The 24,616-nt window shown below is 72.2% G+C and carries 19 protein-coding genes and 1 tRNA gene; 9 read left to right on the top strand and 11 right to left on the bottom strand.

From position 1 onward, the window contains the following. Positions 1–20 precede the first annotated feature (20 nt). Positions 21–1,607 (top strand): von Willebrand factor type A domain-containing protein, encoded by a 1,587-nt coding sequence (locus ACFYQ6_RS04290; protein ID WP_361571509.1) that lies wholly within the window; start codon positions 21–23, stop codon positions 1,605–1,607. A gap of 53 nt (positions 1,608–1,660) precedes the next feature. Here the strand turns inward: ACFYQ6_RS04290 and ACFYQ6_RS04285 are convergent, their stop codons facing one another. The 7 genes from ACFYQ6_RS04285 to ACFYQ6_RS04255 form a co-directional block, all read right to left on the bottom strand. Then, on the bottom strand, positions 1,661–1,975 hold the full coding sequence (locus ACFYQ6_RS04285; protein WP_388760364.1) for an L-rhamnose mutarotase: 315 nt from the start codon (positions 1,973–1,975) through the stop codon (positions 1,661–1,663). Positions 1,976–1,992: 17 nt separating this feature from the next. After that, a complete protein-coding gene (gene rhaS / locus ACFYQ6_RS04280) occupies positions 1,993–3,078 on the bottom strand; it encodes a rhamnose ABC transporter substrate-binding protein (protein WP_361571503.1) in 1,086 nt (361 codons plus the stop codon). 35 nt (positions 3,079–3,113) lie between these two features. Beyond that, the gene (locus ACFYQ6_RS04275; protein WP_361571500.1) at positions 3,114–4,154 is read right to left on the bottom strand and encodes an ABC transporter permease; all 1,041 of its coding nucleotides are present in this window, start codon (positions 4,152–4,154) and stop codon (positions 3,114–3,116) included. Beyond that, entirely contained in the window at positions 4,138–5,190 is a 1,053-nt protein-coding gene (locus ACFYQ6_RS04270; protein WP_361571498.1) for an ABC transporter permease, read from the bottom strand. Before ACFYQ6_RS04270 ends, ACFYQ6_RS04275 begins: the two co-directional genes overlap by 17 nt. Then, the gene (locus tag ACFYQ6_RS04265) at positions 5,187–6,710 is read right to left on the bottom strand and encodes a sugar ABC transporter ATP-binding protein (RefSeq protein WP_361571495.1); all 1,524 of its coding nucleotides are present in this window, start codon (positions 6,708–6,710) and stop codon (positions 5,187–5,189) included. The genes ACFYQ6_RS04270 and ACFYQ6_RS04265 overlap by 4 nt, the downstream gene beginning before the upstream one ends. 268 nt (positions 6,711–6,978) lie before the next feature. Then, positions 6,979–7,548 carry a GNAT family N-acetyltransferase gene (locus ACFYQ6_RS04260; RefSeq protein WP_388760358.1) on the bottom strand — a complete coding sequence of 190 codons (570 nt, stop codon included), beginning with the start codon at positions 7,546–7,548 and terminating at the stop codon, positions 6,979–6,981. Between the two features lie 411 nt (positions 7,549–7,959). Then, positions 7,960–9,225, bottom strand: a complete 1,266-nt coding sequence (locus ACFYQ6_RS04255) for a phosphoribosyltransferase family protein (protein WP_361571492.1) — start codon at positions 9,223–9,225, stop codon at positions 7,960–7,962. A 106-nt stretch (positions 9,226–9,331) separates the two neighbouring features. Here ACFYQ6_RS04255 and ACFYQ6_RS04250 point away from each other — a divergent pair, with 106 nt between their 5' ends. Next, complete coding sequence (locus ACFYQ6_RS04250; protein ID WP_388760355.1) at positions 9,332–10,132, top strand: TIGR01458 family HAD-type hydrolase; 801 nt, start codon at positions 9,332–9,334, stop codon at positions 10,130–10,132. A 115-nt stretch (positions 10,133–10,247) separates the two neighbouring features. On the opposite strand, the gene ACFYQ6_RS04245 is transcribed toward ACFYQ6_RS04250, so the two are convergent. Both ACFYQ6_RS04245 and ACFYQ6_RS04240 read right to left on the bottom strand, forming a co-directional pair. After that, positions 10,248–10,679 carry a nuclear transport factor 2 family protein gene (locus tag ACFYQ6_RS04245; protein WP_361571486.1) on the bottom strand — a complete coding sequence of 144 codons (432 nt, stop codon included), beginning with the start codon at positions 10,677–10,679 and terminating at the stop codon, positions 10,248–10,250. A 558-nt stretch (positions 10,680–11,237) separates the two neighbouring features. Next, positions 11,238–11,310 (bottom strand) — tRNA-Arg (locus tag ACFYQ6_RS04240). Between the two features lie 318 nt (positions 11,311–11,628). Here ACFYQ6_RS04240 and ACFYQ6_RS04235 point away from each other — a divergent pair. From ACFYQ6_RS04235 to ACFYQ6_RS04205, 7 genes are all read left to right on the top strand, one after another. After that, positions 11,629–13,272, top strand: coding sequence for a GTPase domain-containing protein (locus tag ACFYQ6_RS04235; RefSeq protein ID WP_361571484.1), 1,644 nt, complete (start codon positions 11,629–11,631; stop codon positions 13,270–13,272). Beyond that, positions 13,269–15,197 (top strand): GTPase, encoded by a 1,929-nt coding sequence (locus ACFYQ6_RS04230; RefSeq protein WP_361571481.1) that lies wholly within the window; start codon positions 13,269–13,271, stop codon positions 15,195–15,197. Before ACFYQ6_RS04235 ends, ACFYQ6_RS04230 begins: the two co-directional genes overlap by 4 nt. Positions 15,198–15,486: 289 nt before the next feature. Continuing rightward, the gene (locus ACFYQ6_RS04225; RefSeq protein ID WP_361571478.1) at positions 15,487–15,912 is read left to right on the top strand and encodes a single-stranded DNA-binding protein; all 426 of its coding nucleotides are present in this window, start codon (positions 15,487–15,489) and stop codon (positions 15,910–15,912) included. Positions 15,913–16,099: 187 nt separating this feature from the next. Beyond that, on the top strand, positions 16,100–17,632 hold the full coding sequence (locus tag ACFYQ6_RS04220) for a Cys-Gln thioester bond-forming surface protein (RefSeq protein ID WP_388760350.1): 1,533 nt from the start codon (positions 16,100–16,102) through the stop codon (positions 17,630–17,632). 225 nt (positions 17,633–17,857) lie between these two features. Next, entirely contained in the window at positions 17,858–19,522 is a 1,665-nt protein-coding gene (gene ettA / locus ACFYQ6_RS04215) for an energy-dependent translational throttle protein EttA (RefSeq protein ID WP_361571475.1), read from the top strand. A gap of 5 nt (positions 19,523–19,527) precedes the next feature. Further along, on the top strand, positions 19,528–19,950 hold the full coding sequence (locus ACFYQ6_RS04210; RefSeq protein WP_361571472.1) for a thioesterase family protein: 423 nt from the start codon (positions 19,528–19,530) through the stop codon (positions 19,948–19,950). Then, on the top strand, positions 19,947–20,642 hold the full coding sequence (locus ACFYQ6_RS04205) for a hypothetical protein (RefSeq protein ID WP_361571469.1): 696 nt from the start codon (positions 19,947–19,949) through the stop codon (positions 20,640–20,642). The genes ACFYQ6_RS04210 and ACFYQ6_RS04205 overlap by 4 nt, the downstream gene beginning before the upstream one ends. A gap of 249 nt (positions 20,643–20,891) precedes the next feature. On the opposite strand, the gene ACFYQ6_RS04200 is transcribed toward ACFYQ6_RS04205, so the two are convergent. Both ACFYQ6_RS04200 and ACFYQ6_RS04195 read right to left on the bottom strand, forming a co-directional pair. Then, the gene (locus ACFYQ6_RS04200) at positions 20,892–21,848 is read right to left on the bottom strand and encodes an ABC transporter ATP-binding protein (RefSeq protein ID WP_361571467.1); all 957 of its coding nucleotides are present in this window, start codon (positions 21,846–21,848) and stop codon (positions 20,892–20,894) included. After that, positions 21,845–24,616, bottom strand: a complete 2,772-nt coding sequence (locus tag ACFYQ6_RS04195; RefSeq protein ID WP_388760343.1) for an FtsX-like permease family protein — start codon at positions 24,614–24,616, stop codon at positions 21,845–21,847. Before ACFYQ6_RS04195 ends, ACFYQ6_RS04200 begins: the two co-directional genes overlap by 4 nt.

Here is a 24,616-nt window from a genome sequence, read left to right as displayed (position 1 = left end):
CCACGACGTGGGGGGTACGTATGGAACGCAGGGCAAGGACCTGTCGAGGGGCCGTGGCGCTGCTGCTGGCGGGTGGGATCCTGCTCACCGGCTGCGGTGCGTCGGACACGGACGAGCGCGTCACGGCCGACCGTGCCGCGGGCAACGGTGGCCCCGCCGGGGGCAAACAGCCCGCCCCCGCGCAGCAGGAGGACGGGGCGAGCGCGGTGGAGGACGGCGACGCCCGGGAGAGCGAGGTGCCCGAGCCCGACTACCTGTCGACCTTCGCGCTCGACGTCGACACCGCGAGCTACGGATACGCCCGCCGCACGCTCGGGGACGGGCAGCTGCCCGCGCCGGACACCGTGCGCCCGGAGGAGTTCGTCAACAGCTTCCGCCAGGGCTACAAGGCACCCGAGGGCAACGGCTTCTCGGTCTCCGTCGACGGCGCCGAGCCCGGCGCCGGGGCCGCTGACTGGTCGCTCGTACGCGTCGGGCTGGCCACCAGGCCCGCATCGGACGCCGGTGAGCGCCCGCCCGCCGCACTGACGTTCGTCGTCGACATCTCCGGATCGATGTCCGAGCCGGGCCGTCTCGACCTGGCGAAGACGTCGCTGGGCATCCTCGCCGACGAACTGCGCGACGACGACTCGGTCTCCCTGGTCACCTTCAGCGGGGAGGCCGAGACCCGGCTGCCGATGACCCGCCTGCGGGGCAATCGCACCAAGGTCCGGGACGCCATCGAGCAGCTGGAACCGGCCGACTCGACGAACGTGGCGGCCGGCGTCCAGCAGGGCTACGACGAGGCGGTCGAAGGCCGCCGCAAGGGCGCGACCAACCGGGTCGTCCTGCTCTCCGACGCGCTCGCCAACACCGGCGAGACCGAGGCCGACGCGATCCTCGAGCGGATCGGCGAGGCCCGCAAGGAGTACGGCATCACGCTGTTCGGCGTCGGCGTGGGCAGCGACTACGGCGACGCCCTGATGGAACAGCTCACCAACAAGGGTGACGGCAACACCACGTACATCGCCGACGAGACCCAGGCCAGGAAGGTCTTCGTCGACCAGTTGCCCGCCCACGTCGAGCTGCGTGCCCGCGACGCCAAGGCCCAGGTGGCCTTCGACCGCGAGACGGTGGCGCAGTTCGAGCTCATCGGGTACGAGAACCGCAAGGTCGCCGACGACGACTTCCGCGACGACAGCGTCGACGGCGGCGAGGTCGGCCCCGGCCACACGGTGACAGCGCTCTACGCCGTACGGCTCCGCGAAGGGGCGTCCGGCCATGTGGCGACGGCGACGGTGCGCTGGCTGGACCCGAGGACGCGGAAGGCGCACGAGGAGACCGGGTCGGTGGAGACCGGCGCGATCGACGGCAAGCTCTGGGGCGGCGACAGCGCACGGCTCCAGGTGGCGGCCGTGGCCGCGTACTTCGCGGACACGCTGCGGGGAGGTGATCTGGCCGGAACCCCCTCACTCGGCGAACTCGCCGACCGGGCACGCACATTGGCCTCCTCCACCGAGGACAGCTCGGTCGCCAGGCTCGCCACGGCGATCGAGCAGGCGGACCGCATCAAGAACCGCGGCGGCGACGAACCCCCGGGCGGTGAGTCCGAGGGCGAGGTCGGCTGAAGCGACCCGGGGCCCGGCGGGGAGCATCTCCGCCGGGCCCCGTGCCCGCTCCGTCAGGCCAGGTGGAACACCTCGGTCAGCGGGACCATGGCCTCGTCCGCCGCCTCGTCCTGCTCGAAGAACTCGGCCATCTCCCGCTGCCACCGGGCGTTGACCTCCGTCGCCGCCATCGCCTCGCGGGCCGCGTCGAAGTCCTCCGTCTCCAGATAGCCGACCAGCAGACCGTCCTCGCGCAGGAAGAGCGAGTAGTTGTGCCAGCCCGCCTCCGACAGCGCGGCGAGCATGTCGGGCCACACCGCCGCGTGACGCTCGCGGTATTCGTCCTTGCGGTCCTCGCGGACCTTCAGCAGAAAGCAGACACGCTGCATGAGGCCGTTCTCCCCGCTCAGAAGTTGAAGGTGTCGATGTTCTCGGAGTCGAACACGGTGGGCTCCCCGAGGATGACCTCGCCGTCCTTGCCGACCGTGTACTCGCCGAGCTTGCCCGCCTCGAACTTCTCGCCCTCGGCGCCCGTGATCTGTCCCGACGCCAGCGCGGCGGCCGCGTACGAGCCGAGGTAGCCGAGCTCCTCCGGGTTCCAGAGCGAGAACTGCTCGACGGTGCCGTCCTTGACGTACTTGCGCATCTGGTTCGGCGTGCCCAGCCCGTTGAGCACGACCTTGCCCTTGTACGAGGAGTCGCTCAGGTAGCGGGCGGCGGCGGCGATGCCCACCGTGGTGGGGGAGATGATGCCCTTGAGGTCCGGGTAGGCCTGCAGGAGCCCCTGGGTCTGCTGGAAGGACTTCTGGTCCGCGTCGTCGCCGTACGCGACCTTGACCAGCTCCATGTCCTTGTACGCGGGGAGCTTCAGCTCCTCCTTCATGTACTCGATCCAGGTGTTCTGGTTCGTCGCGTTCTGGGTGGCCGACAGGATCGCGATCTTGCCCTTGTGGCCGATCTGCTCCCCGAGGTGCTGGACCAGGCTGCGGCCGATCTCCTCGGAGCTGGCCTGGTTGATGAAGAGCTGGCGGCAGTCCTTCGCCGTGTCCGAGTCGTAGGCGACGACCTTGATGTCCTTCTTCATGGCCTGCTTGAGCGGACCGCAGACCGCGTTCGGGTCGTTGGCCGCGATGAGGATCGCGTCCTGGCGCTGCTGGATCAGGGTGTTGATGTAGGAGACCTGCGAGGAGGCGTTCGCGTCGGACGGACCCACCTCCTTGCCGGTGCCGCCGAACTCCTTCGCCGCAGCGATGCCCGCCTCGTCGACGATCTTCTCGTACGGGTTGTTGATCTGCTTGGGCAGGAATCCCAGCTTCAGCCCCTTCTTCAGCGGGGCGTCCGGGTCGGCCTTCGCGTTGCTCGCCGCCTTGGCCCCGCCGGTGTCCTTGCTGTCCTTCGTGGTGCCGGAACAGGCGGTCAGGGCGAGCGCGAGCGTGAGGGCGGTGGCGGCGGTCGCGACGGCGCGGCGCCCAGCGGCATTGCGGAGCATCATGGCGGCGTGTGCCTTTCGGGGAGGGAGGAAGGGATTCACTGCTGGGTCACGGGGGCGTTCGCGGCCCGCCTGTGCCGTCGCTCGACGACGGTGGCGATGACGCGTGGGGTCAGGACGGACGCCACGAGCAGGAGCCCGGTCACGATGACCTGCACCTCGTTGGCGATGTCGTTGAGGGTGAGCAGGTTCTTCAGGACGCCGATCAGCAGCACACCGGCCACCGCCCCGAAGAGCGTGCCCTTGCCGCCGTCGAAGTCGATGCCGCCCAGCAGGACGGACGCGATGACGAGCATCTCGAAGCCGAGTCCGTTGTCCGCGCGGGCACTTCCGTAGCGCAGGGTGAAGACGACCCCCGCGAAGGCGGAGAAGAGCCCGGTCACGACGAAGAGCAGCAGCTTGATCCGCTTGACCCGGATGCCGGAGAAGTACGCCGCCTCCTCCTGGGCGCCGATCGCGAAGAGGGAGCGGCCCAGACCGGTGGCGTGCAGCACCACGGCCGTGACGACGGCCAGGACGAGGAAGAGCAGCACCGGACAGGTGAGGAAGGTGCCGGGGACGGTCGTGGTGTCGACGGCCCAGTCCGCGTACACCTGCGGGAAGTCCGTCACCGCGTCGCTGCCGAGCGCCACCGAGGCCAGACCACGGTAGAGCGCCAGGGTGCCGATGGTGACGGCGAGGGACGGCAGGCCCACCTTGGTGACCAGCCACCCGTTGAGGAGTCCGCCGGCGACGCCCACCAGGAGCACCACCGGCACGATCATCTCGAAGGCCCAGCCCGCCTCCCACAGCGCACCGGTCAGCGCACTGCCGAGGCCCAGCATGGAGGCCACCGAGAGATCCACCTGGCCGGCGACGACCAGGAGGGTCATCGGCAGCGCGATGAGGGCGACCTCGGCGATGTCGTTGAAGGCGAAGGCGAGGTTCTCGCTCGACCCGAAGCCCTCCGTACTCCCCAGACCGACGGCCAGTACGGCCACCAGCAGGACGCCGACCGCGGTGTCCCAGCGCAGCGCCAGGGCCCGTACGAGAGATCCCCGGGACGTGGAAGCCGTCTGCTTGTCAGGCGCCGTGAGCATGACGGGCGCTCCTCTTCCTCAGTGCGGCGGTCATCCGCAGGTTCACGATCCGGTCGACGCTGATGGCCAGCAGGAGGAGCGCACCGGTGATGGCGCCCTGCCAGAAGGAGTCCACCTTCAGCACCACCAGGACGCTGCCGATGGTGGTGAGCAGCAGCGCACCGAGCGCGGCGCCCCAGACGCTGCCGGTGCCCCCGGTGATGGCGACCCCGCCGACGACCACGGCGCTGACGACGGTCAGCTCCCAGCCGTGCGCGTTGTCCGCGACGACGGTGCCGAACCGGGCCAGCCACAGGGCCCCCGCGAAGCCGGCGACGGCCCCCGAGAAGGCGTACGCGGCGAGCACACGGCGGCGGATCGGGATGCCCGCGAGACGCGCGGCCTCGGGGCTCGACCCGATGGCGTAGAGCTCACGGCCCGAGCGGTAACCGCGCAGGAAGTACGCCGTCGCCGCGAGCAGGACGACCGCGATCAGCGGCAGGTAGGGGACGCCCAGCACACTCCCGCTGCCGAGGCCCAGGACGGCGTCCGGCACGTCGGAGGCGCTGATCTGTTCACCCTGCGCCCACCAGTAGTCGACGCCCTGGATGATGTAGAGCATCCCCAGGGTCACGACGAGCGCCGGGACCTTGCCGAAGCTGACGAGTGCGCCCGAGACGAGGCCGCAGACCACGCCGATGGCGATGCCGAGCAGTATCACCGTCAGCACGCCGTGGTCGCTCCCGGCGACGAACTTGCCGCAGGCGAAGGCGGACAGGCCGACGACGGAGCCGACGGACAGGTCGATGTTGCGGGTGATCACCACGGCGGACTGCCCGACGGCGAGCAGTACCAGGATCGAAGCGTTGAGCAGCAGGTCCTTGACGCCCTGGTCCGAGAGGAAGCGCGGGTTGGCCAGAGAGGTCCCCACGATCAGCAGGGCCAGCGCCCCGGCGATCGAGATCTCGCGGGCCCGGAAGACCGCGTCCACGAGCGAGGAGGCACTCCGTTCCGGCGCCTTCGCGGTGTCCGGGGGGCTCCCCAGGGTGGTGGTCATGCCGCTGCCCTCTCGTTGCGTCCGGTGGCCGCCGCCATGACCGATTCCTCGGTGGCCCTGTCGCGCGGGATCTCGGCGACGAGCCGGCCCTCGTGCATCACGAGCACCCGGTCGGCCATGCCGATGACCTCCGGCAGATCGGAGGAGATCATCAGGACGGCGAGACCGTCCGCCGCGAGCGAGGACAGCAGCCGGTGGACCTCCGCCTTGGTGCCGACGTCGATGCCCCGGGTCGGCTCGTCGACGATCAGGACGGCGGGACCGGTCGCCAGCCATTTGGCCAGCACGACCTTCTGCTGGTTGCCGCCGGACAGTACGCCCACGGTGTCGGCCAGCCGGTTGTACTTGAGCTGGAGACGCACCGCCCAGTCGGCTGCCCGGTCGTACTCCAGGGCACGGCTGACGAGCCCGCGCCTGCGGATCTCGCCCAGGCCGGTCAGGCCGATGTTGCGCTCGATCGACATATCCATGACCAGCCCGCGCTGGCGCCGGTCCTCGGGCACGAGCGCGAGCCCGGCGTCCATCGCGGCGGTCGGCGACCCGGGGCGAAGCACCGTGCCCGCCACCTTCACCTCGCCCGCGTCGGCACGGTCCACACCGAACACGGCCTGGGCGACCTCCGTACGGCCGGCGCCGACCAGTCCGGCGAGCGCGACGATCTCACCGCGCCGGACGTCGAAGGACACGTCACGGAAGACACCCTCACGGGTCAGCCGGTGCACGGACAGGGCGACTTCACCGACCTCGGCGTCCTGCTTGGGGTAGAGGTCGTCCAGGTCACGGCCGACCATCCTGCGCACCAGGTCGTCCTCGGTGAGCCCGTCGAGCGGCTCGGAGGAGATCCACCGGCCGTCGCGCAGGGTGGTGACGCGCTGGCACAGCTCGAAGATCTCGTCGAGGCGGTGGGAGATGAACAGCACGGCAGCGCCCTCGGAGCGGAGTGTCCGTACGACGGAGAAGAGCCGGGCCGTCTCACTGCCCGTCAGGGCGGCCGTCGGCTCGTCCATGATCAGCACGCGGGCGTCGAAGGAGAGCGCCTTGGCGATCTCGACGATCTGCTGGTCGGCGATCGACAGCCCACGGGCCGGCCGGTCCGGTGCCAGATCGACCCCGAGTCTGCGCATCAGCCCGGCGGTGGTCTCGTGCACCGCCCTGCGGTCGATGCGGCCGAGGGAGCGCCGGGGCTGACGGCCCATGAAGATGTTCTCGGCGACGGACAGATCGGGGAAGAGCGTCGGCTCCTGGTAGATGACCGCGATCCCCGCGTCGCGTGCGTCGGCCGGGCCGTGGAACACGACGGGCTCGCCGTCGAGGAGCACCTCGCCACCGTCCGGTCGGTGCACCCCGGCCAGTGCCTTGATCAGGGTCGACTTCCCGGCTCCGTTCTCACCCGCGAGGGCGTGGGCCTCGCCGGGGAACAGCTGCAAGGACACGTCCTGCAGGGCCCGTACGGCACCGAAGGACTTGCTCACGCCCTTGAGGGCCAGGACCGGGGCCGGGTCCGGGGCGGACTGGTTCATGAGAGCTCCTCAGCGGTGGGGCCGGGTCGCCTCGCCCGTCGTGAAAGGTTTCAATGAGGTTGCTCGGAAGCTAAACGGGGATTGCGGGCACAGTCAATGGGTTGATTCCGGGAAGTTCAGCGGGCAGGGCGATGTGGCAATTGCATGCGGGGATTGGGTGGGTGACCTTGACAGCCGTCAGGCGGCCCACTATCTTCCTCCATCCTTGAATCGATTCATATAACGGTCGTGCATCGCTCGACTCACAAGTCCGCAGCGGGTGTTTCGCTCAGGGGCGGCGGCCGGGGCCGGCCGCCGCCGGATGGCGGGGGCCGAGGAGGACGACGAGCCCTGCTCTGCCGGGTACCGCCACGGGTACCTGGTGCCATCCCGCGCGCCGGTAGAAGCGCAGCGTCGCCTCCGCCCGCAGGGAGGTCAGCAGCCAGCAACGCCCGTCGGGCGCCCCCGCGCTCACCGCCGCCAGCAGGGCCGCCCCCAGGCCGGTGCCACGTGCGGTGGGGGCCACGGCGAGCTCGTCGACCTCCAGGGCGCCGCACAGCCACGCCGTGACCCGCTCGGGGCCGAGCGCCTGTGCGACGTGCCCGTAACTGCGGCCGGAGGGGAAGGTGGCGGGCGTGGTCCAGGCGGTGGCGAATCCTCGGACGGCCGTATCCGGGGCGAGCGCCAACGCTGCGGTGAAGCCGGGACGTTCGGCGTCCGCGGCGAGGCGGCGCACGTACGCCGAAGCCGCTGCGGGGCCCTCGTTCCACGGCGGCGCCGAGAACACGTCGGCGTACACCCGCCGAATCCCGTCGGCGTACACCGGAAGGCTCGCGCCGTCGACCATCCTCACCCGCACGAGCGCTCACCCCTGTCGCCGGACCGTTCCGGACAGGCTAGGCCGCGCCCGTGGGCCGGTGAACAGCCCGCCTGCCCGCCGTGCCGGCACCTGACGGGCTGTCGATGTGCGCGCAGGTGAAGGATGCGGAGCGGGGGCCCGGCCGACCCGTGCCGTCGAGTCCGCGCGGCAGTGGCAGCGGCGCGGGCCACTCCCGCCGGGCGCCGCGGATTCACCGCCGGCAGGGGCAGCGGCCCGTATGCCTCCAGGGCGGTGTGGAGGGCCACCCCGGGGACGTGGGCGGAGGCCGGCCGGGGCTGCGGGCCCGAGGTGTCGTGGTCGACGACGGGCGCCAGGTGGTGATGCCCTGTCACATGGGTTGTCGGTCAGGAGAGTTCGGAATGCCCGGGGCTCGCGGGGGTGCGACGGCTGTCACGGAAGGAGATGCGCGGTGAACCAGTCCCGGGCCAGTTCCGCCACCCGGTCCAGCGCGCCGGGTTCCTCGAACAGGTGCGTGGCGCCCGGAATGATCTCCAGCCGGTTCTCGCAGCGCAGCGCGGCCTGCGCCTGGCGGTTGAGATCGATGACCGTGGTGTCGTCGCCACCCACGATCAGCAGCGTGGGCGCCCGTACCGCGGAGAGGCCGGCCCCGGCCAGATCGGGACGACCGCCGCGGGAGACCACGGCGCCCACCCCGGGGTCCGGGTCGGCAGCGGCCCGCAGTGCCGCCGCCGCCCCCGTGCTCGCCCCGAAGGTGCCGACCGGGAGGGAGACCCGGTCCCTCACCCAGCGGGTGGTGTCCGTGAGCCGCCCGGCCAGCAGGTCGATGTCGAAGACATTGGCGCGGTAGACCTCCTCGCCGGGGGTGAGCAGGTCGAAGAGCAGGGTGCCCAGACCGGCCCGGTTCAGCGCCGTGGCCACGGAGCGGTTGCGCGGACTGAGGCGGCTGCTGCCCGAGCCGTGGGCGAACACCACCAGTGCACCCGCGTCCCCGGGGAGGGTGAGGTCCCCGGCGAGAGGGACCCCTCCGGCGTCCACCTCGACGTCCTCCGTGCTCTCGCGGCGGGAGGGGGCTCGCGCCAGCAGGGCGACGACCTCCTCGTCGGAGGTCTGGGAGAAGTCCCGGTACCACTCACCGACGGCGGAGAAGAGGCTCGGAGTCGAGAGGCACACGACCTCGTCCACGTCCTCGCGGAGCCGGACGACCGCGTCGGGGGAAGCGACGGGCACCGCCAGGACGACATGGGCGGCGCCCTGCGCCCGCACCACCTGACAGGCCGCTCTGGCGGTGGCGCCGGTGGCGACCCCGTCGTCCACCACGACCACCGTGCGGTCCTTCAGCGAGAGCCGCGGCCGGCCCTCCCTGTACGCCCCCGCCCTCCGTACGAGCTCCGTCTCCTCGGCACGCTCGACGGAGACGAGGTCCTTCTCCCGGACCCCGGCATGGCGCACGATCTCGTCACTGATGACCCGGACCCCGCCCTCACCTATGGCGCCGAAGCCCAGCTCGGGGTGGTGCGGCACGCCCAGTTTGCGGACCACGATCACATCGAGCGGAGCGTCGAGGGCCTGCGCCACCTCGTACGCAACCGGGACCCCGCCACGTGGCAGCCCCAGGACGAGGGGATCGCGCACCTTCAGATGCCGCAGTGCCGAGGCCAGTCGCCGCCCTGCGTCCGTGCGGTCGGTGAACAGCACGGTGGTTCACCTCCAACAGAGGGGAGGAGCGGAAGCACACACGCACACCCCACCTTCGAAACAACCCCATTTGCGCTGATCGGGCAACTCGGGGACGGTCGGTGGCATGGGACGAATCGGCGCGGTCCTGATCGACATCGACGGCGTACTCACGGTGTCGTGGGAGCCGCTGCCCGGCGCCGTACGGGCCATGGAACGGCTGCGCGCGGACGGGGTGCCCCTGGCGCTGGTCACCAACACCACCTCGCGCACGCGCGCACGGATCGCGGAGCGGCTGGCCGGATCGGGCTTCCCCGTGGGCGCCGACGACGTCCTCACCGCGCCCGCCGTCACGGCGGCCCATCTGCGGGAGCACCACCCGGACGCCCGCTGTCTGCTGATCAACTCCGGTGACGTCCGGGCCGACCTGTCCGGCGTGACCCTCGTGGAGCAGGAGGACACGGACGGCGCGGTGCCCGACGTGGTCGTGCTCGGCGGCGCGGGTGACGCGTTCACCTACGCGGCGCTCGACCGCGCCTTCCGCCTCGTCCAGCAGGGCGCCGCTCTCGTGGCCATGCACCGCAACCTGTACTGGCGCACCGCCGACGGGCTCGCCCTCGACACGGGGGCGTTCCTCCTCGGCCTGGAGCGGGCGGCGCGCACCGAGGCCGTCGTCACGGGCAAGCCTTCCAGTGCCTTCTTCGCCGCCGCCCTGGCCCACCTCGGCGCCTCCCCCGAGGAGGCGCTGATGGTGGGCGACGACATCGAGTCCGACGTGCTCGGCGCCCAGCACCACGGCATCACCGGCGCGCTGGTGAGGACGGGCAAGTACCGCGCAGAGACGCTGGAAGCGGCCGAGGGCGCCCCCGACCACGTGCTGGACTCCTTCGCGGACGTGCCCGCACTGCTGGAACGGCTCGGAGGCTGACAGCTGCCGAACGCGGGTCCGGGGCATGCGGGTCCGCAGCACGCCGGTCCGGGGCACGCGGGTTCCGGGGCACGCGAGAGGCGGTTCGGGGCGGTGGCGAGGGGCTCAGGGGCGTCTAGGAGGGGCTGGGCGCGGGGGCCAGACCGTCCGCGACCAGACCGGCGAGGACGGCTTCCCCGAGGGCGTGCACGGCCGACTGCGGGCGGACCATGACGGTGATCTCCTTGATCAGCCCGGCGTCGTCGAAATGCAGCAGATCGATGCCGTGTATCTCCTTGCCGCCGGCCTCGGCGCGGAAGACCAGAACCGCGGACGGTGCGGTGCCGCCGTCGCCGCTGGTCTGTGCGGAGCCGGTGTGGTCACCGATGTAACGGAAGTCCTCGAAGGTGCGCAGAAGGACGCCGAGGAGCCCCATCACCATCGGCTTGCCCTCGAAGGGCGTGAACTTGACGGGGCTGAAGAGGCGGATGTCGTCGGTGAGCAGGCCGTCCAGGGCTGCGAGGTCCCGGTTGTCGACGGCTGCGCGGAAGAGGTCTGCGGCGTCCACGGAATCATCTCCAAGCTTCCATACTCAAGAATCTGACTAATCAATTGCATGAGTATCACGGTCGGCCGTCACGGCGACAGAGGTGCGCGAGGAGAGGTTTCGGGGGGCGGGGCGGTCCCCCGGCCGCGCAGGGGCGACCGGCGCAGGCACCGGATGGCGAGGCGCGTGCGGTGGCGGGGCGGGCCTTCGGATGGCGCGCTGCGTGCGGTGGCGGGGCGGGCCACCGGATGGCGAGCTGCGTGCGTGGCGGAGCGAAGGAGCGTGCCGGATGAAGCCGCTTGTCCGGGGTATCCGCCGGACATGCTCGCCTTGACCGCCTACCGCTCGTACCACGGCGCAACGACCGTATGGGCCTTCGTGGTTGCCGTACTGATCGTGCTCGTGGCGGCCTGGTACATCCGGCGCCGGAGGTAGGCGGGCCGGGGTGGCGTGGACCCGCCCCGCCGTGACCTGCGAACGGTTCGGTGCTTACACGTTCGCTACGCCGCCCTCGCTACGGTGCGGTGACCTGCGAAAAAGGCCCTCCCGGAGGGAGGGCCTGACGTGCTGCGCGATGAGCGCCCCCGGCAGGACTCGAACCTGCGGCCAAGCGCTTAGAAGGCGCCTGCTCTATCCACTGAGCTACGGGGGCCGGGTGTCGGCCTGGTGTCCCGGAAGGCGCTCGTTCAAGCCATCCGCGACCGTGCCGGGACAAGGATAGGGCTCAGATCGCCTCCTCCCGGTTGCTTCACCTGCGTGGCACGATGTGGAGGTTCGGTGAAGCGAACCGATAATCGCAGGTGGGTGCGATTCGTGCATCGCTTTTGGCGCCTCGCGCCCCGGGTGTTGTGCACTCGTTATGCCTGCGCCCCACTCGTCCCCTCTGTCCCCCGGGAGGGTTCCGCCGCGCAGGGGGGCCTATACGCTTCAAAAAGCCGTCAAAATTGGGCATTCTTCACATGTGGTAACCATGGATGTACGGCCCCAGCTCATCGACGCACTTTCCGCCCTGCGCGACCGTGTCGCTGCCGTGCGTCTCCCACTCCCGCTGCCGGGGGCGCCGCGCGCCCGGCAGACGCGGACCGAACTGCTCGCCCAGCTCGACGACTACCTGGTGCCCCGGCTCAAGGACCCCGAGGCACCGCTGCTCGCGGTGATCGGGGGATCCACCGGTGCGGGCAAGTCGACGCTGGTCAACTCCCTGGTGGGGTGCCGGGTCAGCGAGGCCGGGGTGCTCCGCCCGACCACGAGGACCCCGGTGCTCGTCTGCCACCCGGACGACCACCACTGGTTCGCGGGAGTACGGGTGCTGCCGCAGCTGACCCGGGTGTGGCTGCCCCCGGGACAGGTCCCCGACCCCGACGGGCTCGACCACCTGGGGGCCGACGGGGACCGCGACGAGACCGTGCTGAGGGTGGAGACCGCGGCGACCCTGCCCAGGGGCCTCGCGCTCCTGGACGCACCCGACATCGACTCGCTCGTCGTGGGGAACAGGGTCCTCGCCGCCGAACTCATCTGCGCAGCCGACGTCTGGATCATGGTGACCACGGCGTCCCGGTACGCCGACGCGGTGCCATGGCATCTCCTGCGTACCGCCAAGGAGTACGACGCCTCCCTGGTCACCGTGCTGGACCGGGTGCCGCACCAGGTGATCGCCGAGGTCTCCCGGCAGTACGCCGCCCTGCTCACCCGGGCCGGTCTGGGTGACGTGCCCCGTTTCACCATCCCCGAGCTGCCCGAGTCCGCGGGCGGGGGCAGCGGACTGCTTCCCACCACCGCGGTCGCCCCCCTCCGGGCCTGGCTGACCCATCGCGTGCAGGACCCGGCGGCCCGTCAGCAGGCCGTGGGCCGCACGGCGTCGGGGGTCATCGACTCGCTGAACGTGCGCATGCCCGAGCTGGCCGCCGCGGTGGCCGCGCAGTACGCGGCGGCCGTGAGGCTGACCGGTGTGGTCGAGGAGGCGTACGGGAAGGAGCTGGCGCGCGTACGCAACCGGCTCCGGAACGGGGCCGTGCTCGCCGGCGGCGCCCGTACCCGGTGGCGCGGCTATCCGCTCTACAGCACGGCGGGAGAGCTGCTGGACTCCCTCGTGGAGAGCCTGGTGGCCCTGTTGCAGTGCGCCGTCGCCGCCGCCGACGAGCAGATCCGCACGACCTGGCAGCGCGAGCCCGCCGCCGGGGGCTTCCGCTTCGAGGACGCGGGCCGGGAGGCGGGCGGATGGGGACCCGCCGAGGACGTGCAGGGCCGGATCGGGATGGCCGTACGGCGCTGGCGGCGGGTCCTGGAGGAACTGGCCGAGGAAGAGGCGCGGCTCCTCGAACGCAATGCCGCGCCGGACGCGGAGACGGTGGCCGCGCTGCTGGCGGCGGCGCTGCTCGGCGGGCGACGCGCGCGGGGCGCCGGTGAGCAGCTCGCCGAACGCATCGGGGCGCAGGGAGCGCTGAGGCTCCGCGACAAGGGGGGCGCACTCCTCACCACCTGCCTGGACCAGGTCCTGAACGGTGAGCGTGACCGGCGGCTCGCACCCCTGGACGCGCTCGAGATCGCCCCGGAGCCGCAGGCCGAACTCATCGCCGCGCTGTCCGTACTGCAGAAGGAGAGGTGGCAGCGATGACTGCCGTCACTGACCAGGGCCGGGACCACGGACAGGGGCCGGAGGGCGAGAAGGACGGGGAACCGGAGACGGGCGACGGCCGGCGCTGGGACGACGGCCTCATCGCGCGCCGCGCCGCGGAGGCCGCCCAGGAGAAGGCGGAGGGGCCGAACCCGCCCCCGGAGGAGACCGGGCCCGAGGTCGAGGCGTACGGGCTGCCCGGCAGCCCGCTCCGGCCGAGGCTCGACGCCTTGCGCGAACTGGTCGGGCTCTCCCGCGCGAGGCTCGACGGGGACACCCTCGCCGAGGCGGGGCGGGTGCTCGACGAGGCGTCGGCGCGCCAGCGGCTCTCCTCCCGGCACACGGTCGTCGCGATCGCGGGGGCCACGGGCAGCGGGAAGTCCACCCTCTTCAACGCGCTGGCGGGCGTACAGATCTCCGACACAGGGCTGCGCAGGCCCACGACGTCCGCGCCGATCGCCTGCAGCTGGACCGACGGCGCCGCGGGACTGCTCGACCGGCTCGCCATCCCCGGCCGGCTGCGGCGCAGGCCCGTGCAGGGAGGCACCGCCACCGACGAGGCTCTGCAGGGGCTCGTCCTGGTCGACCTCCCCGACCACGACTCGGCGGCGACCGGTCACCGGGCCCAGGTGGACCGGGTCCTCGCCCTGGTCGACGCGGTGATCTGGGTCGTCGACCCGGAGAAGTACGCCGACGCGGCCCTGCACGAGCGCTACCTGCGGCCGCTCGCCGGGCACGCCGAGATCTCCTTCGTCGTCCTCAACCAGATCGACCGGCTTCCGGGGGAGGCCGCCGACCTGGTGCTGGACGATCTGCGCCGGCTGCTCGACGAGGACGGCATGGCGGTGGGGGAGCACGGCGAGCCGGGCGTCACGGTCATGCCGCTGTCCGCGCTCACCGGCGACGGGGTCGGCGAGCTGCGCGAGCTGCTCGGCAGGTTCGTCCAGGACCGGACGGCGGCGGCCCGCAGGCTCTCCGCGGATGTGGACGCCGCGGCGGCCCGGCTGCGTCCGGTGTACGTCGCCGAGGGCCGGCCAGGGCTGGGGGAGCGCGCCCGCGAGGAGTTCACGGACCGGCTCGCGGAGGCCGTCGGGGCCACGGCGGCGGGGCAGGCGGCGGAGCGGGAGTGGCGCAGGAACGCGGGACGGGCCTGCGGGACGCCCTGGCTGCGGCTGTGGCGCTGGTACGAGTCCACCCGGCAGCTCGGCGGGCTGGACCTGATGGCCCAGGCGCTCGCGCCCCCGGAGGAGGAGCTCACCGCCCGGCAGCGGGTGGAGCAAGCCGTACGGAAGCTGGCGGACGACGCTGTCGACGGGCTGCCCGCACCCTGGGCGCAGGCCGTGCGCGAGGCGGCCGTGGGCGGGGCGAAGGGGCTGCCGGAGGCGCTGGACGAGCTGTCCCGGGCCGCGCAGACGGGTGCGGGCGGCCGGGGCGGCCGTTCGGGCGGTGACACCGCTTCGACCGGCACGCGGCAGGGCACGGTCAAGCCGGTGCCCGGCTCGGGTACGGGCCGGGCCGGTGCTCCCCTCGCAGCGCCGGCGGGCGGCCGTGCCGCCAGGCCGCCGCGCCCCGCGTGGTGGCCCGCGGCGGTGCTGGCGCAGGCCTCGATGACGCTGCTTCAGGTCTTCGGCGGCCTGTGGCTGCTCGGCCAGATCGTGGGGGTGCTGGAGCCCGGACTCGTCGTCCCCGCCCTGCTCATGCTGGCCGGGGTGATCGGCGGGCCGCTCGTCGAGTGGTCGTGCGCCGCCGCTGCCCGCGGGCCCGCGCGCAGGTACGGGCAGGAGGCGGAACGACGGCTTCGCGAGGCCGCGGCCGGCTGCGGCAGGGCCAGGGTCCTGGACCCGGTCGCGGCGGAACTGGCGCGCTACCGCGAGGTGCGGGAGCGGTATGTGGCGGTGACGGAGTTTTCCACAACCGGCCGGTAATCCACAGGCTCCCGCGGGATTCCCCATTTCCGTCCAGCATGGTGACAACGCATCGGACCGGCACACCGGAACGCATGCCGGCGTAACGCATGCAGGCGTAACGCGTGCCTGTGTAACGCATACCGGCGGACGGCGAAGAGTGCCGGCGGCCGGGCGGGACCGCGCGGCCCGCGTGCGGCCGAAGCGCGTCGCGCGTCTTCGCGACGCATCGGTGCAGCCCGGACAGCGGGACGGAAAGCGGACGGAATGCGGCAGGGAAGCAGCGGTAAACGAAACAGGGGGACGGGAAATGAACGAGACCTTGGTGACGCTGGTGGGGAACGCCGCCACGCCGGTGGACTTCCGGGAGACGGCCGCGGGGCCGACGGCACGCTTCCGGATGGCGGTGACGCCCCGGCGGTGGGACCGGGAACAGCAGGTCTGGTCGGACGGCCGCACGAGCTTCTACACGGTGTGGGCGCGGCGGACGCTCGCGGTGAACCTGTCCGGTTCGGTGTCGGTGGGGGAGCCGCTCGTCGTGCACGGCCGTCTGAAGGTGCGCGAGGAGGAGCGGGACGGGGTGTGGAAGACCTCCGTGGACGTCGAGGCGGTGGCGGTGGGGCACGACCTGACGAGGGGGACGGCGGCGTTCCGGCGGGTGGTCAGAGGCGACCCCGCCCTTACGGCGCCTACGCATCGTCAGAAACCGGCCACGGAAATGGCATCGATGTCCTGAACAAGGGGGGCGCGCCGAAGAGAGCTGTAACGATTGCGATTCGGAATGCTTATCTGACGCTATGACGGGGGACTGTCACCCGCTCGCTCCTTACGATTCCCCAGTACTCATGCGGCACTTGAGTTTGCTGGCGAGACACCTCCCACACGCGCATCATCCGTGAAGGTCTCGCCCGGAGGGGAATTCTGTGTTTTCTGTGTCTTCAGCATCCACTTCGTCGCCCACGGCGGCGACGGAGGGCTCCATAGGGAGCCGGAGCGGGAGCAGGCGATACGGCCAGGAGCCGGCCGGGACCGGGCGGGGCCGCGGTCTCGTCAAGGCGGCAGCGGCTGTACTGGCCGCCGGGCTGGTCGCAGCGGGCACCCTCGTGGGTGCGAGCGCGGCGGCGGCGGCTCCGGCCGACGAGACGGGCCAGCACCAGGGCGGCGCGACCGCCGTACTGGACGGGCTGAAGACCTACGACAGCGCCCTGCTGCGCACGGCCGGTGAGAACGGCGAGCAGGCCACCACGCAGGAGCTCCCCGCCGGCCTCTTCGAGCTGGACGTCGACGGTGGCGGCCAGCTGAAGACGTACTGCATCGACATCCACAACCCCACGCAGGACCGGGCGAAGTACCTGGAGACCCCCTGGGCCCAGACCTCGCTGGGCGCCAACGAGAACGCGGGCAAGATCCGCTGGATCCTCCAGCACTCCTACCCGCAGGTCGACGACCTCTCGGCGCTCGCCGGAGAGGCCGGCACCGGCCCGCTCACCGCCAAGACGGCCGCCGCGGGCACCCAGGTCGCCATCTGGCGCTTCTCCGACAAGGCCGACGTCGAGGCCAAGGACGAGCACGCGGAGAAGCTCGCGGACTGGCTGGAGAAGAGCGCCGAGAGCCTCGCGGAGCCCAAGGCCTCCGTGGCGCTGGAGCCCGCCGCCGTCTCCGGCAAGGCCGGTGAGCGGGTCGGTCCCGTCACCGTCCGCACCGACGCCGGCCAGGTCTCCGTGACCCCGCCTGCCGACGCCGCCGCGGGTGGCGTCACGGTCACCGACAAGGACGGCAAGCCCGTCACGCAGGCCGCTGATGGCACCGGTCTCTACTTCGACATCCCCGAGGGCGCCGCGGACGGTTCCGCCGCGCTGACGGTCCAGGCCACCACCTCCGTGCCGGTGGGCCGGGTCTTCGCCGGGCTGACCAAGAGCCAGACCATGATTCTCGCGGGCTCCAGCCAGTCCACGGTCACGGCCTCGGCCACCGCCACCTGGGCCGAGAAGGGCGCGGTCCCCGCGCTCACGGCGCAGAAGAACTGCGCCAAGGGTGGCGTGGACATCACCGCGAGCAACAAGGGCGACGAGCCGTTCACCTTCGCGCTGGCCGGTGCGGAGCACACCATCGCGGCGGGCGAGACCCGCACGGTGACGATCCCGGTCGCCGAGGACCAGGCGTACGACTTCACGATCACCGGCCCCGGCGGGTTCAGCAAGAACTTCAAGGGCGTCCTGGACTGCGAGACGGCGGGCACCCCCACCCCGGGTGACGGTGTCGGCACCCAGAGCGGCTCCGAGCCGGTGCCCGCCCAGACCGGCACCAGCTCCACCGGTGCCGAGGGTGACCTCGCCGCCACCGGCGGTTCCAGCGCCACCCCCGTCATCGCGGGTGTCGCCATCGCCCTGGTCGTGCTCGGCGGCGGCGCGGTCTTCTTCCTCCGCCGGAAGAAGCCCCAGAGCAACGGTGAGTGACTGAGCGCTGAGCGCTGAGCCGAGGGCGCAGCGCGGGAATGCGCCGGTGAGGGCCCGGTACGGACATCCGTACCGGGCCTTCGCGTACCCCGGGCGCGGCCTCACTGGTGTCCCCGGTACGCCCCCACGGGTGTACCGGGGAACGGACGGGTTTCCGTCCGGGCGCGGACGTCAGGCAAGATGGGTGTATCTGCCCACACCTCTATTGCTGCCGGACGGTTTCTCTTGGCTGAGTACATCTACACCATGCGCAAGACGCGCAAAGCGCACGGCGACAAGGTGATTCTCGATGACGTCAATCTGAACTTCCTGCCCGGCGCGAAGATCGGTGTCGTGGGGCCCAACGGTGCCGGTAAGTCCACGGTGCTGAAGATCATGGCGGGCCTGGAGCAGCCGTCCAACGGTGACGCCTTCATCTCGCCCGGCTTCAGCGTCGGCATCCTCATGCAGGAGCCGGAGCTCGACGAGAGCAAGACCGTCCTGGAGAACGTCCAGGACGGCGCCGCCGAGACCATGGGCAAGCTCAAGCGCTTCAACGAGGTCGCCGAGCTCATGGCGACGGACTACTCCGACGCGCTCATGGACGAGATGGGCAAGCTCCAGGAGGACCTGGACCACGCCAACGCGTGGGACCTCGACGCCCAGCTGGAGCAGGCCATGGACGCCCTGGGCTGCCCGCCCGGCGACTGGCCCGTCGTCAACCTCTCCGGCGGCGAGAAGCGCCGTGTGGCGCTCTGCAAGCTGCTCATCGAGGCCCCGGACCTGCTCCTCCTCGACGAGCCCACCAACCACCTCGACGCCGAGTCGGTGAACTGGCTGGAGCAGCACCTCTCGAAGTACGCGGGCGCCGTCGTCGCCGTCACGCACGACCGGTACTTCCTGAACAACGTCGCCGAGTGGATCCTCGAGCTCGACCGGGGCCGCGCCCTGCCCTACGAGGGCAACTACTCCACGTACCTCGACAAGAAGGCCACCCGCCTCAAGGTCGAGGGCCGCAAGGACGAGAAGCGCGCCAAGCGGCTCAAGGAAGAGCTGGAGTGGGTCCGCTCCAACGCCAAGGGCCGGCAGACCAAGTCCAAGGCCCGTCTCGCCCGTTACGAGGAGATGGCGGCCGAGGCGGACAAGATGCGGAAGCTGGACTTCGAGGAGATCCAGATCCCGCCGGGCCCGCGTCTCGGTTCCATCGTCGTCGAGGTCGAGAACCTCTCCAAGGCCTTCGGCGACAAGGTCCTCATCGACGACCTGTCGTTCACGCTGCCGCGCAACGGCATCGTCGGCGTCATCGGTCCGAACGGCGCGGGCAAGACCACGCTGTTCAAGATGATCCAGGGCCTGGAGACCCCCGACTCCGGCGCCATCAAGGTCGGCGACACGGTCAAGATCTCCTACGTCGACCAGTCCCGCGCCAACATCGACCCGAAGAAGACCCTCTGGGCCGTCGTCTCGGACGAGCTGGACTACATCAACGTCGGCCAGGTCGAGATGCCGTCCCGCGCCTACGTCTCCGCCTTCGGCTTCAAGGGCCCGGACCAGCAGAAGCCCGCCGGCGTCCTCTCCGGCGGTGAGCGCAACCGCCTGAACCTGGCGCTGACGCTCAAGGAGGGCGGCAACCTGCTGCTCCTCGACGAGCCGACCAACGACCTCGACGTCGAGACCCTGTCCTCGCTCGAGAACGCGCTGCTGGAGTTCCCCGGAGCAGCGGTGGTCATCTCCCACGACCGCTGGTTCCTGGACCGCGTCGCCACGCACATCCTGGCGTACGAGGGCGACTCCAAGTGGTACTGGTTCGAGGGCAACTTCGAGTCGTACGAGAAGAACAAGGTCGAGCGACTCGGCGCGGACGCGGCCCGCCCGCACCGTGCCACCTACAAGAAGCTCACGCGAGGCTGATCGACTTGGCCCGTCACATCTACAGCTGCCCGCTGCGCTGGTCGGACATGGATGCCTTCGGCCACGTGAACAACGTGGTCTTCCTCCGCTACCTGGAGGAGGCGCGCATCGACTTCATGTTCCGGCTGGCGCCGGGGGACGGTTCGCCGTCCTTCTCAGGCGGCTCCGTCGTGGCCCGGCACGAGATCGACTACGTGCGCCCGCTGGTCCACCGGCACGCCCCGGTGACCGTCGAGTCCTGGGTCACGAAGATAACCGCGGCGTCGCTGACGATCGCGTACGAGATCAAGGACCCCGAGCAGGTCTACGTACGCGCCTCGACGGTCGTCGTGCCGTACGACCTGGCGGCGGAGCGGCCCCGGCGGATCACCGCCGAGGAGAAGCTCTTCCTCCAGGAGTACCTGGACCAGGAGCCCGCCGTCGCATGACAGTGCCTGTACGGTCGCTGCGGTTCGCCGACGCGAGGGAGGCGGCGGATCTCGCCGCCTTCCTCGGCAGGCTGCTGCACTACGACCGGGCCGCCGCCGTCCGTCTCCAGGCGGGCGGCGGCGCGCTGGCGGTGTTCGGCCGCCCGCCGTCGTTCGAGGTCCTCGCGATCCGCACGGTCCGGCTGCCGGAGACCCACGACTTCGACCTGACCGTCTCGGCCGGTGAACTCCTCGAGGCGCTCGACACCGACGGGGCCGACGGCCAGGCGGGCGTGGGTGATCTGCCGCAGCCCGTCACCGGCCCTCCGTGGGCAGGTCTGCTGCCACCGCGCGGCGGCTGGCAGGAGCGCCCCGGACTGCCGGACCCGGCCGACCTGCGCACCGCGCTCGCCGACGCCGTGGCCGAGTTCCGGGCCCGCGACGCGGCCCTGCCCGAGGAGCGGCGTAACCGGGCGGAACGCGATCTGATCGGCCGCGACATCTGGTCCCGGAAGGTCGGGAACACGGAACTGCCGCTGCGCGCGGTGCACGCCGCGCAGTCGCTCGGCTTCCTGCGCGCCGCCCCCGGCTTCCCCGTCGCCCTGATGGCGTCCGGTACCTGGCTGCGGCTGCGCACCCCGTTCGGCTCGATCGCGCTGCGCGGCGCGGGCGGAGGCCTAGGCGCACTCGCCGTGACGGTCGGGACGGCCTGAGGCTTAGGCGTACTCGCCGTGATGGTCGGGACGGGCTGAGGCCTAGGCGCACTCGCCGTCACGGTCGGGACGGCCTGAGGCCTAGGCGTACTCGCCGTGACGGTCGGGACGGCCTGAGCCCCCGGGCCTGCTCCACCTGCCGGCGGGCGTCAGGGCTCACCGCACGGGCCCTGCGAGATCCACCGGCAGGGCCCCGCTCACCACCCCGCCGCGCCGGGGCTCGCCGCACGGGCCCGAGGGCCCCGCGGCTCACTTCCCGGCGGCGTCCGGCCACACCCCGATGTGGTCCTGCTCCAGCTCCAGCATCACCCGGTGTTCCATCCCCAGTGCCTCGGTGTAGTCGGCGGGCAGTTGGAGCCGGCCGGCCCGGTCGAGCATCGCGTACTCCCGTGCCACCTGCGACTCCTGTCCCGTCGCCGCGTCCACCTCGGTGCGCCGCAGCACCTCGGACGACGTACGGCCGTCGCGGATGGCGACCGTGCGGCGCACCTCGTTCGCCACCGCCTGGTCGTGCGTGACGATGACGATCGTCGTACCGAGTTCCTCGTTGGCCCGGCGGAACGCGGCGAACACCTGCTCGCCCGTGGCGGAGTCCAGCTCACCCGTCGGCTCGTCGGCGAGCAGCACCGAGGGGTTGTTGGCCAGCGCCACCGCGATCGCCACCCGCTGCTGCTGGCCCCCGGACATCTGGGCGGGGCGGCGGTCACGGCAGTCCGCGACCTCCAGCATGTCCAGCAACGACTCGGCACGCGCCGCCCGTTCGCGGTTGCGGCCACGGCCGCGCAGCTGCATCGGCAGCGTGACGTTCTGGACGGCGGTCAGATAGGAGAGCAGATTGCGTGAGGTCTGCTGCCAGACGAAACCGACGACGTCGCGGCGGTAGCGCAGCCGCTCCTTCTGGCCCATCGCCAGGAGGTCGCAGCCCGCCACCTTCGCCGACCCCGCCGTGGGCACGTCCAGGCCGGCCAGGATGTTCATCAGCGTGGACTTCCCGCTGCCCGAAGCACCGACCAGGGCCATCAACTCGCCCTCGGTGACCAGCAGGTCGAGGCCCTGGAGCGCCTGCACCTCCACCCCGTCCGTGGAGAAGATGCGCACCAGCCGGTCGCACGCGATCAGGGCGTCGTGCCCGTACGACGGCCGGTCCCGACGCGCGGCGGCGCGCTGTTCGAGCTCCGCCAGGGTGGTCTCTGTCGATGACGTCACCGGGTGTCTCCTGCCCTGAGTTCCTTGATCGATCCGCGGCGGCTCGACCACCACGCCTGGACACCGGCCACGGCGGCGGCGAGGAGAACCACGCCGAGTGCCGGGAGGGCCAGCGACCACGCGTCGGTCCGCAGCGTGGCGGTGTGCGGGGCCGCCGGGGCGCCGCCGGCCAGCGCCAGCGCGTCCAGGTCGATCCCCGGTGCCAGCAGGGCGATGGTCGCCCAGCCCACGAGGAGCCCGCCGAACGCGGCCAGCAGCGCCTGCGGCATCGCCTCGGAGGCGAGGAGCCGCCGGCCCTGCCGGGTGGTGAGCCCCATCGTCCGCAGCCGGGCCAGGAGCGTGGTGCGCTCCGGGGCGGTCTGCAGCAGCGACAGACCCACGGCGAGCAGCGCGTAGCCCGCTCCCGCCGCGACGGCCGCCGCGTAGATCCGTTCCGCGCCCGACTGCATCGGGGTGTCGGCGAACGCCCCCCGCTCGGCCGACCGCAGCCGCACCTGGAAGTCCGGCCCCGCGTCACGCGCGGCGGCCCGCAGTCGCCCGGCGTCGAGCGAGGCCCCGGTGACCAGGAGCGTCGTGGGATCGCCCAGGGCGAGGCCCCGCGCGTCGACGATCAGGAAGTCGGAGTCGTCCACCGCCGAAGTGCGCGTCAGGACGGCGGCCACCCGCACCTCCACGTCCCCCTGCTGCGACCGGATGGTGAGCGGCCGGTCGCCGAGCCGCCCGGCGAGCGCCGGCGAGGCGACGGCCGGGAGCGGCCCGCCCTTCCCGCCCGAACCTCTCAGCGCCGCTGCGGGGAAGGCGGGCAGCCCGGTCCCGCGCGCCAGGCGGGAGTACGAGCCGGGCTCGACGCCCAGCAGGGTCGCGCGCTCGGTGTCCGATCTGACGTCCCGGGAAGCCGCCAGCGGGGTGCCGTACTCGATGCGTACGGCCGCGACGTCCTCGACGCCGTCCACCGCGCGGACCTGCCGTACGGCGCCCTCGGAGACCGGGGCCGACCCGCCCTCCCCGCTGATCCGGGCGTCCGCGCCGACGGCCCGCAGCGCCGCCTCGTTCCGCGCGTCCGCGATCCCCGCGAGCACCGAGCCCCCGAACGCCGCCGTGGTCAGCGCGATCAGCAGGGCGAGCAGCGGCAGCGTGCCGCTGGACGAGGCCCGGCCCGCGCGGGCCAGTGCCAGGAAGCCGACCGCCCCGCGCAGCCGCGCCACGGGCCGGGCCGCCAGCCGCAGCGGCAGCGGGTAGAGCCGCACGAGGACGAGCGCGGCGATCAGCCCCACCAGCACGGGGGCCGCGCTCACCAGCAGATCGGCTCCCGCACCCGTCGACGTGCCGCGACGGCGCAGCGCGGCCACCGCGCCCACCGCGAGGACGAGCACGGTGAGTTCGGCGACCGTACGCCGACGGCTCGGCCTCGCCGCCGTCATGTCCTCGCGGGCGCCGTGCAGCAGCGGCCTGCGGTGGAGCAGCGCCGTGCGCAGCGGCAGCACCGCGCAGACCAGTACGGCGACACCGGCAGCGGCCGTCGCCGCGGGCAGGAACCGCGCCTCGCGGACGAGCAGGACCGCCGCCAGCAGCCCGAGCGCCGCCGCGGGCAGCACGGCCACCGCCGTCTCGGCCAGCAGCCGTCCGCCGATGCCCCGCAGCGAGCCGCCGCGCGAGCGCAGCAGCGCCAGTTCGTGGTGGCGTCGCGCGCCGATCAGCCCGCCGGTCATCAGCAGGACGACCGCGCCCACCACCCCGATGCCCACCGCCGCGACCGCGACGACGGGGCCGATCGCGGAACGCATCGAGGCGTAGGCGTCGAGGATCGCGTCCAGATCGGTGGTGAGCGTGGTGTTCGGCCCCGCGATGTCGCGCAGCGTCAGGAGTTCGGGGCCGTTCTCCATCGCGGCGACGGCCTTGCCCAGCCGGGGCGCGTCCGCGGAGGTGAGGCCCGTGGCGTCGGGCGCCAGGCGCCAGTACAGCTCCGGGTCACCGCTGGTGGCGAGCAGCGCCGGGGCGGCGTCCGTGGGCAGCAGCAGGGCCGCCGCCCAGTAGAAGGTGGGGACCGGTGACTGCGGGTCCCTGACCAGGGAGGGAGCGCGGTACAGCGGATCGACCGACCAGTAGCCGCTCTCCGGGCGCAGCGGTGTCACGACGCCGGTGATCCGTACGCTCAGCGTCTGCCCGTTCTGGGTGGGCACGGCGATCGTGGAGCCCGGCTTCATCTTCAGCTCCGCCGCGGTCTCCTCGGTGACCGCCGCCTCCACCGCACGGGTGGCGAGGGTCACCTCGCCCCGCGCCACCGGCCAGCGCCCCGCCCGCAGCGAGCTGTGCTCGGAGAGCGCCGCGGGGGCGGCGTAGGTGAGCTGCGGCGGGAGCGCGTTCGGCCGGGGCAGCCAGGGCTCGCTCGCGACGAGGGGCGTCGTCGTGTGCGCCCCGTACGAGGAGTTCGCCGGATCGGCACGCAGCGGCTCGACGAGGGCCGCCGTCAGCGCGTCGTCGGCCTCGGACAGGGCCTTCTCCCGCATCGCCGACTCGCGGACCGACGGCGCCTGCCCGAGAGCGGGCGGAGGCGTCGTCACCTCCAGCACGCTCTGGCCCGGCGCCGCCGTCGTCAGGTCGTGGCGCAGCGCCTTCGACTCGTACGCGTCCACCGCCCGGGGGAAGACGGCGGCGAGGAAGGCGGTCAGGAACACGAGGACCGCCAGGGCGGCCGAGATACCGGGAGCGGTACGCAGCCTCGTGCGCACCCAGGGGGCGCAGGCGGCCGTCGTCTTGGCGGCGTTCAT

Source organism: Streptomyces sp. NPDC005494, assembly GCF_042872025.1.
In the GTDB taxonomy this organism is placed as follows: domain Bacteria; phylum Actinomycetota; class Actinomycetes; order Streptomycetales; family Streptomycetaceae; genus Streptomyces.
Note: the sequence above shows the minus strand (reverse complement) of the source record. Positions and strands in the feature narration are given on the sequence as shown.

Coding starts and splice junctions, on each gene's coding strand:
- ACFYQ6_RS04285 (WP_388760364.1), bottom strand. CDS start 1,975: ATGCAGCGTGTCTGCTTTCTGCTGAAGGTCCGCGAGGACCGCAAGGAC.
- ACFYQ6_RS04205 (WP_361571469.1), top strand. CDS start 19,947: ATGACAGTGCCTGTACGGTCGCTGCGGTTCGCCGACGCGAGGGAGGCG.
- ACFYQ6_RS04275 (WP_361571500.1), bottom strand. CDS start 4,154: ATGCTCACGGCGCCTGACAAGCAGACGGCTTCCACGTCCCGGGGATCT.
- ACFYQ6_RS04265 (WP_361571495.1), bottom strand. CDS start 6,710: ATGAACCAGTCCGCCCCGGACCCGGCCCCGGTCCTGGCCCTCAAGGGC.
- ACFYQ6_RS04195 (WP_388760343.1), bottom strand. CDS start 24,616: ATGAACGCCGCCAAGACGACGGCCGCCTGCGCCCCCTGGGTGCGCACG.
- ACFYQ6_RS04230 (WP_361571481.1), top strand. CDS start 13,269: ATGACTGCCGTCACTGACCAGGGCCGGGACCACGGACAGGGGCCGGAG.
- ACFYQ6_RS04270 (WP_361571498.1), bottom strand. CDS start 5,190: ATGACCACCACCCTGGGGAGCCCCCCGGACACCGCGAAGGCGCCGGAA.
- ACFYQ6_RS04225 (WP_361571478.1), top strand. CDS start 15,487: ATGAACGAGACCTTGGTGACGCTGGTGGGGAACGCCGCCACGCCGGTG.
- rhaS (WP_361571503.1), bottom strand. CDS start 3,078: ATGATGCTCCGCAATGCCGCTGGGCGCCGCGCCGTCGCGACCGCCGCC.
- ACFYQ6_RS04290 (WP_361571509.1), top strand. CDS start 21: ATGGAACGCAGGGCAAGGACCTGTCGAGGGGCCGTGGCGCTGCTGCTG.
- ACFYQ6_RS04235 (WP_361571484.1), top strand. CDS start 11,629: ATGGATGTACGGCCCCAGCTCATCGACGCACTTTCCGCCCTGCGCGAC.
- ACFYQ6_RS04250 (WP_388760355.1), top strand. CDS start 9,332: ATGGGACGAATCGGCGCGGTCCTGATCGACATCGACGGCGTACTCACG.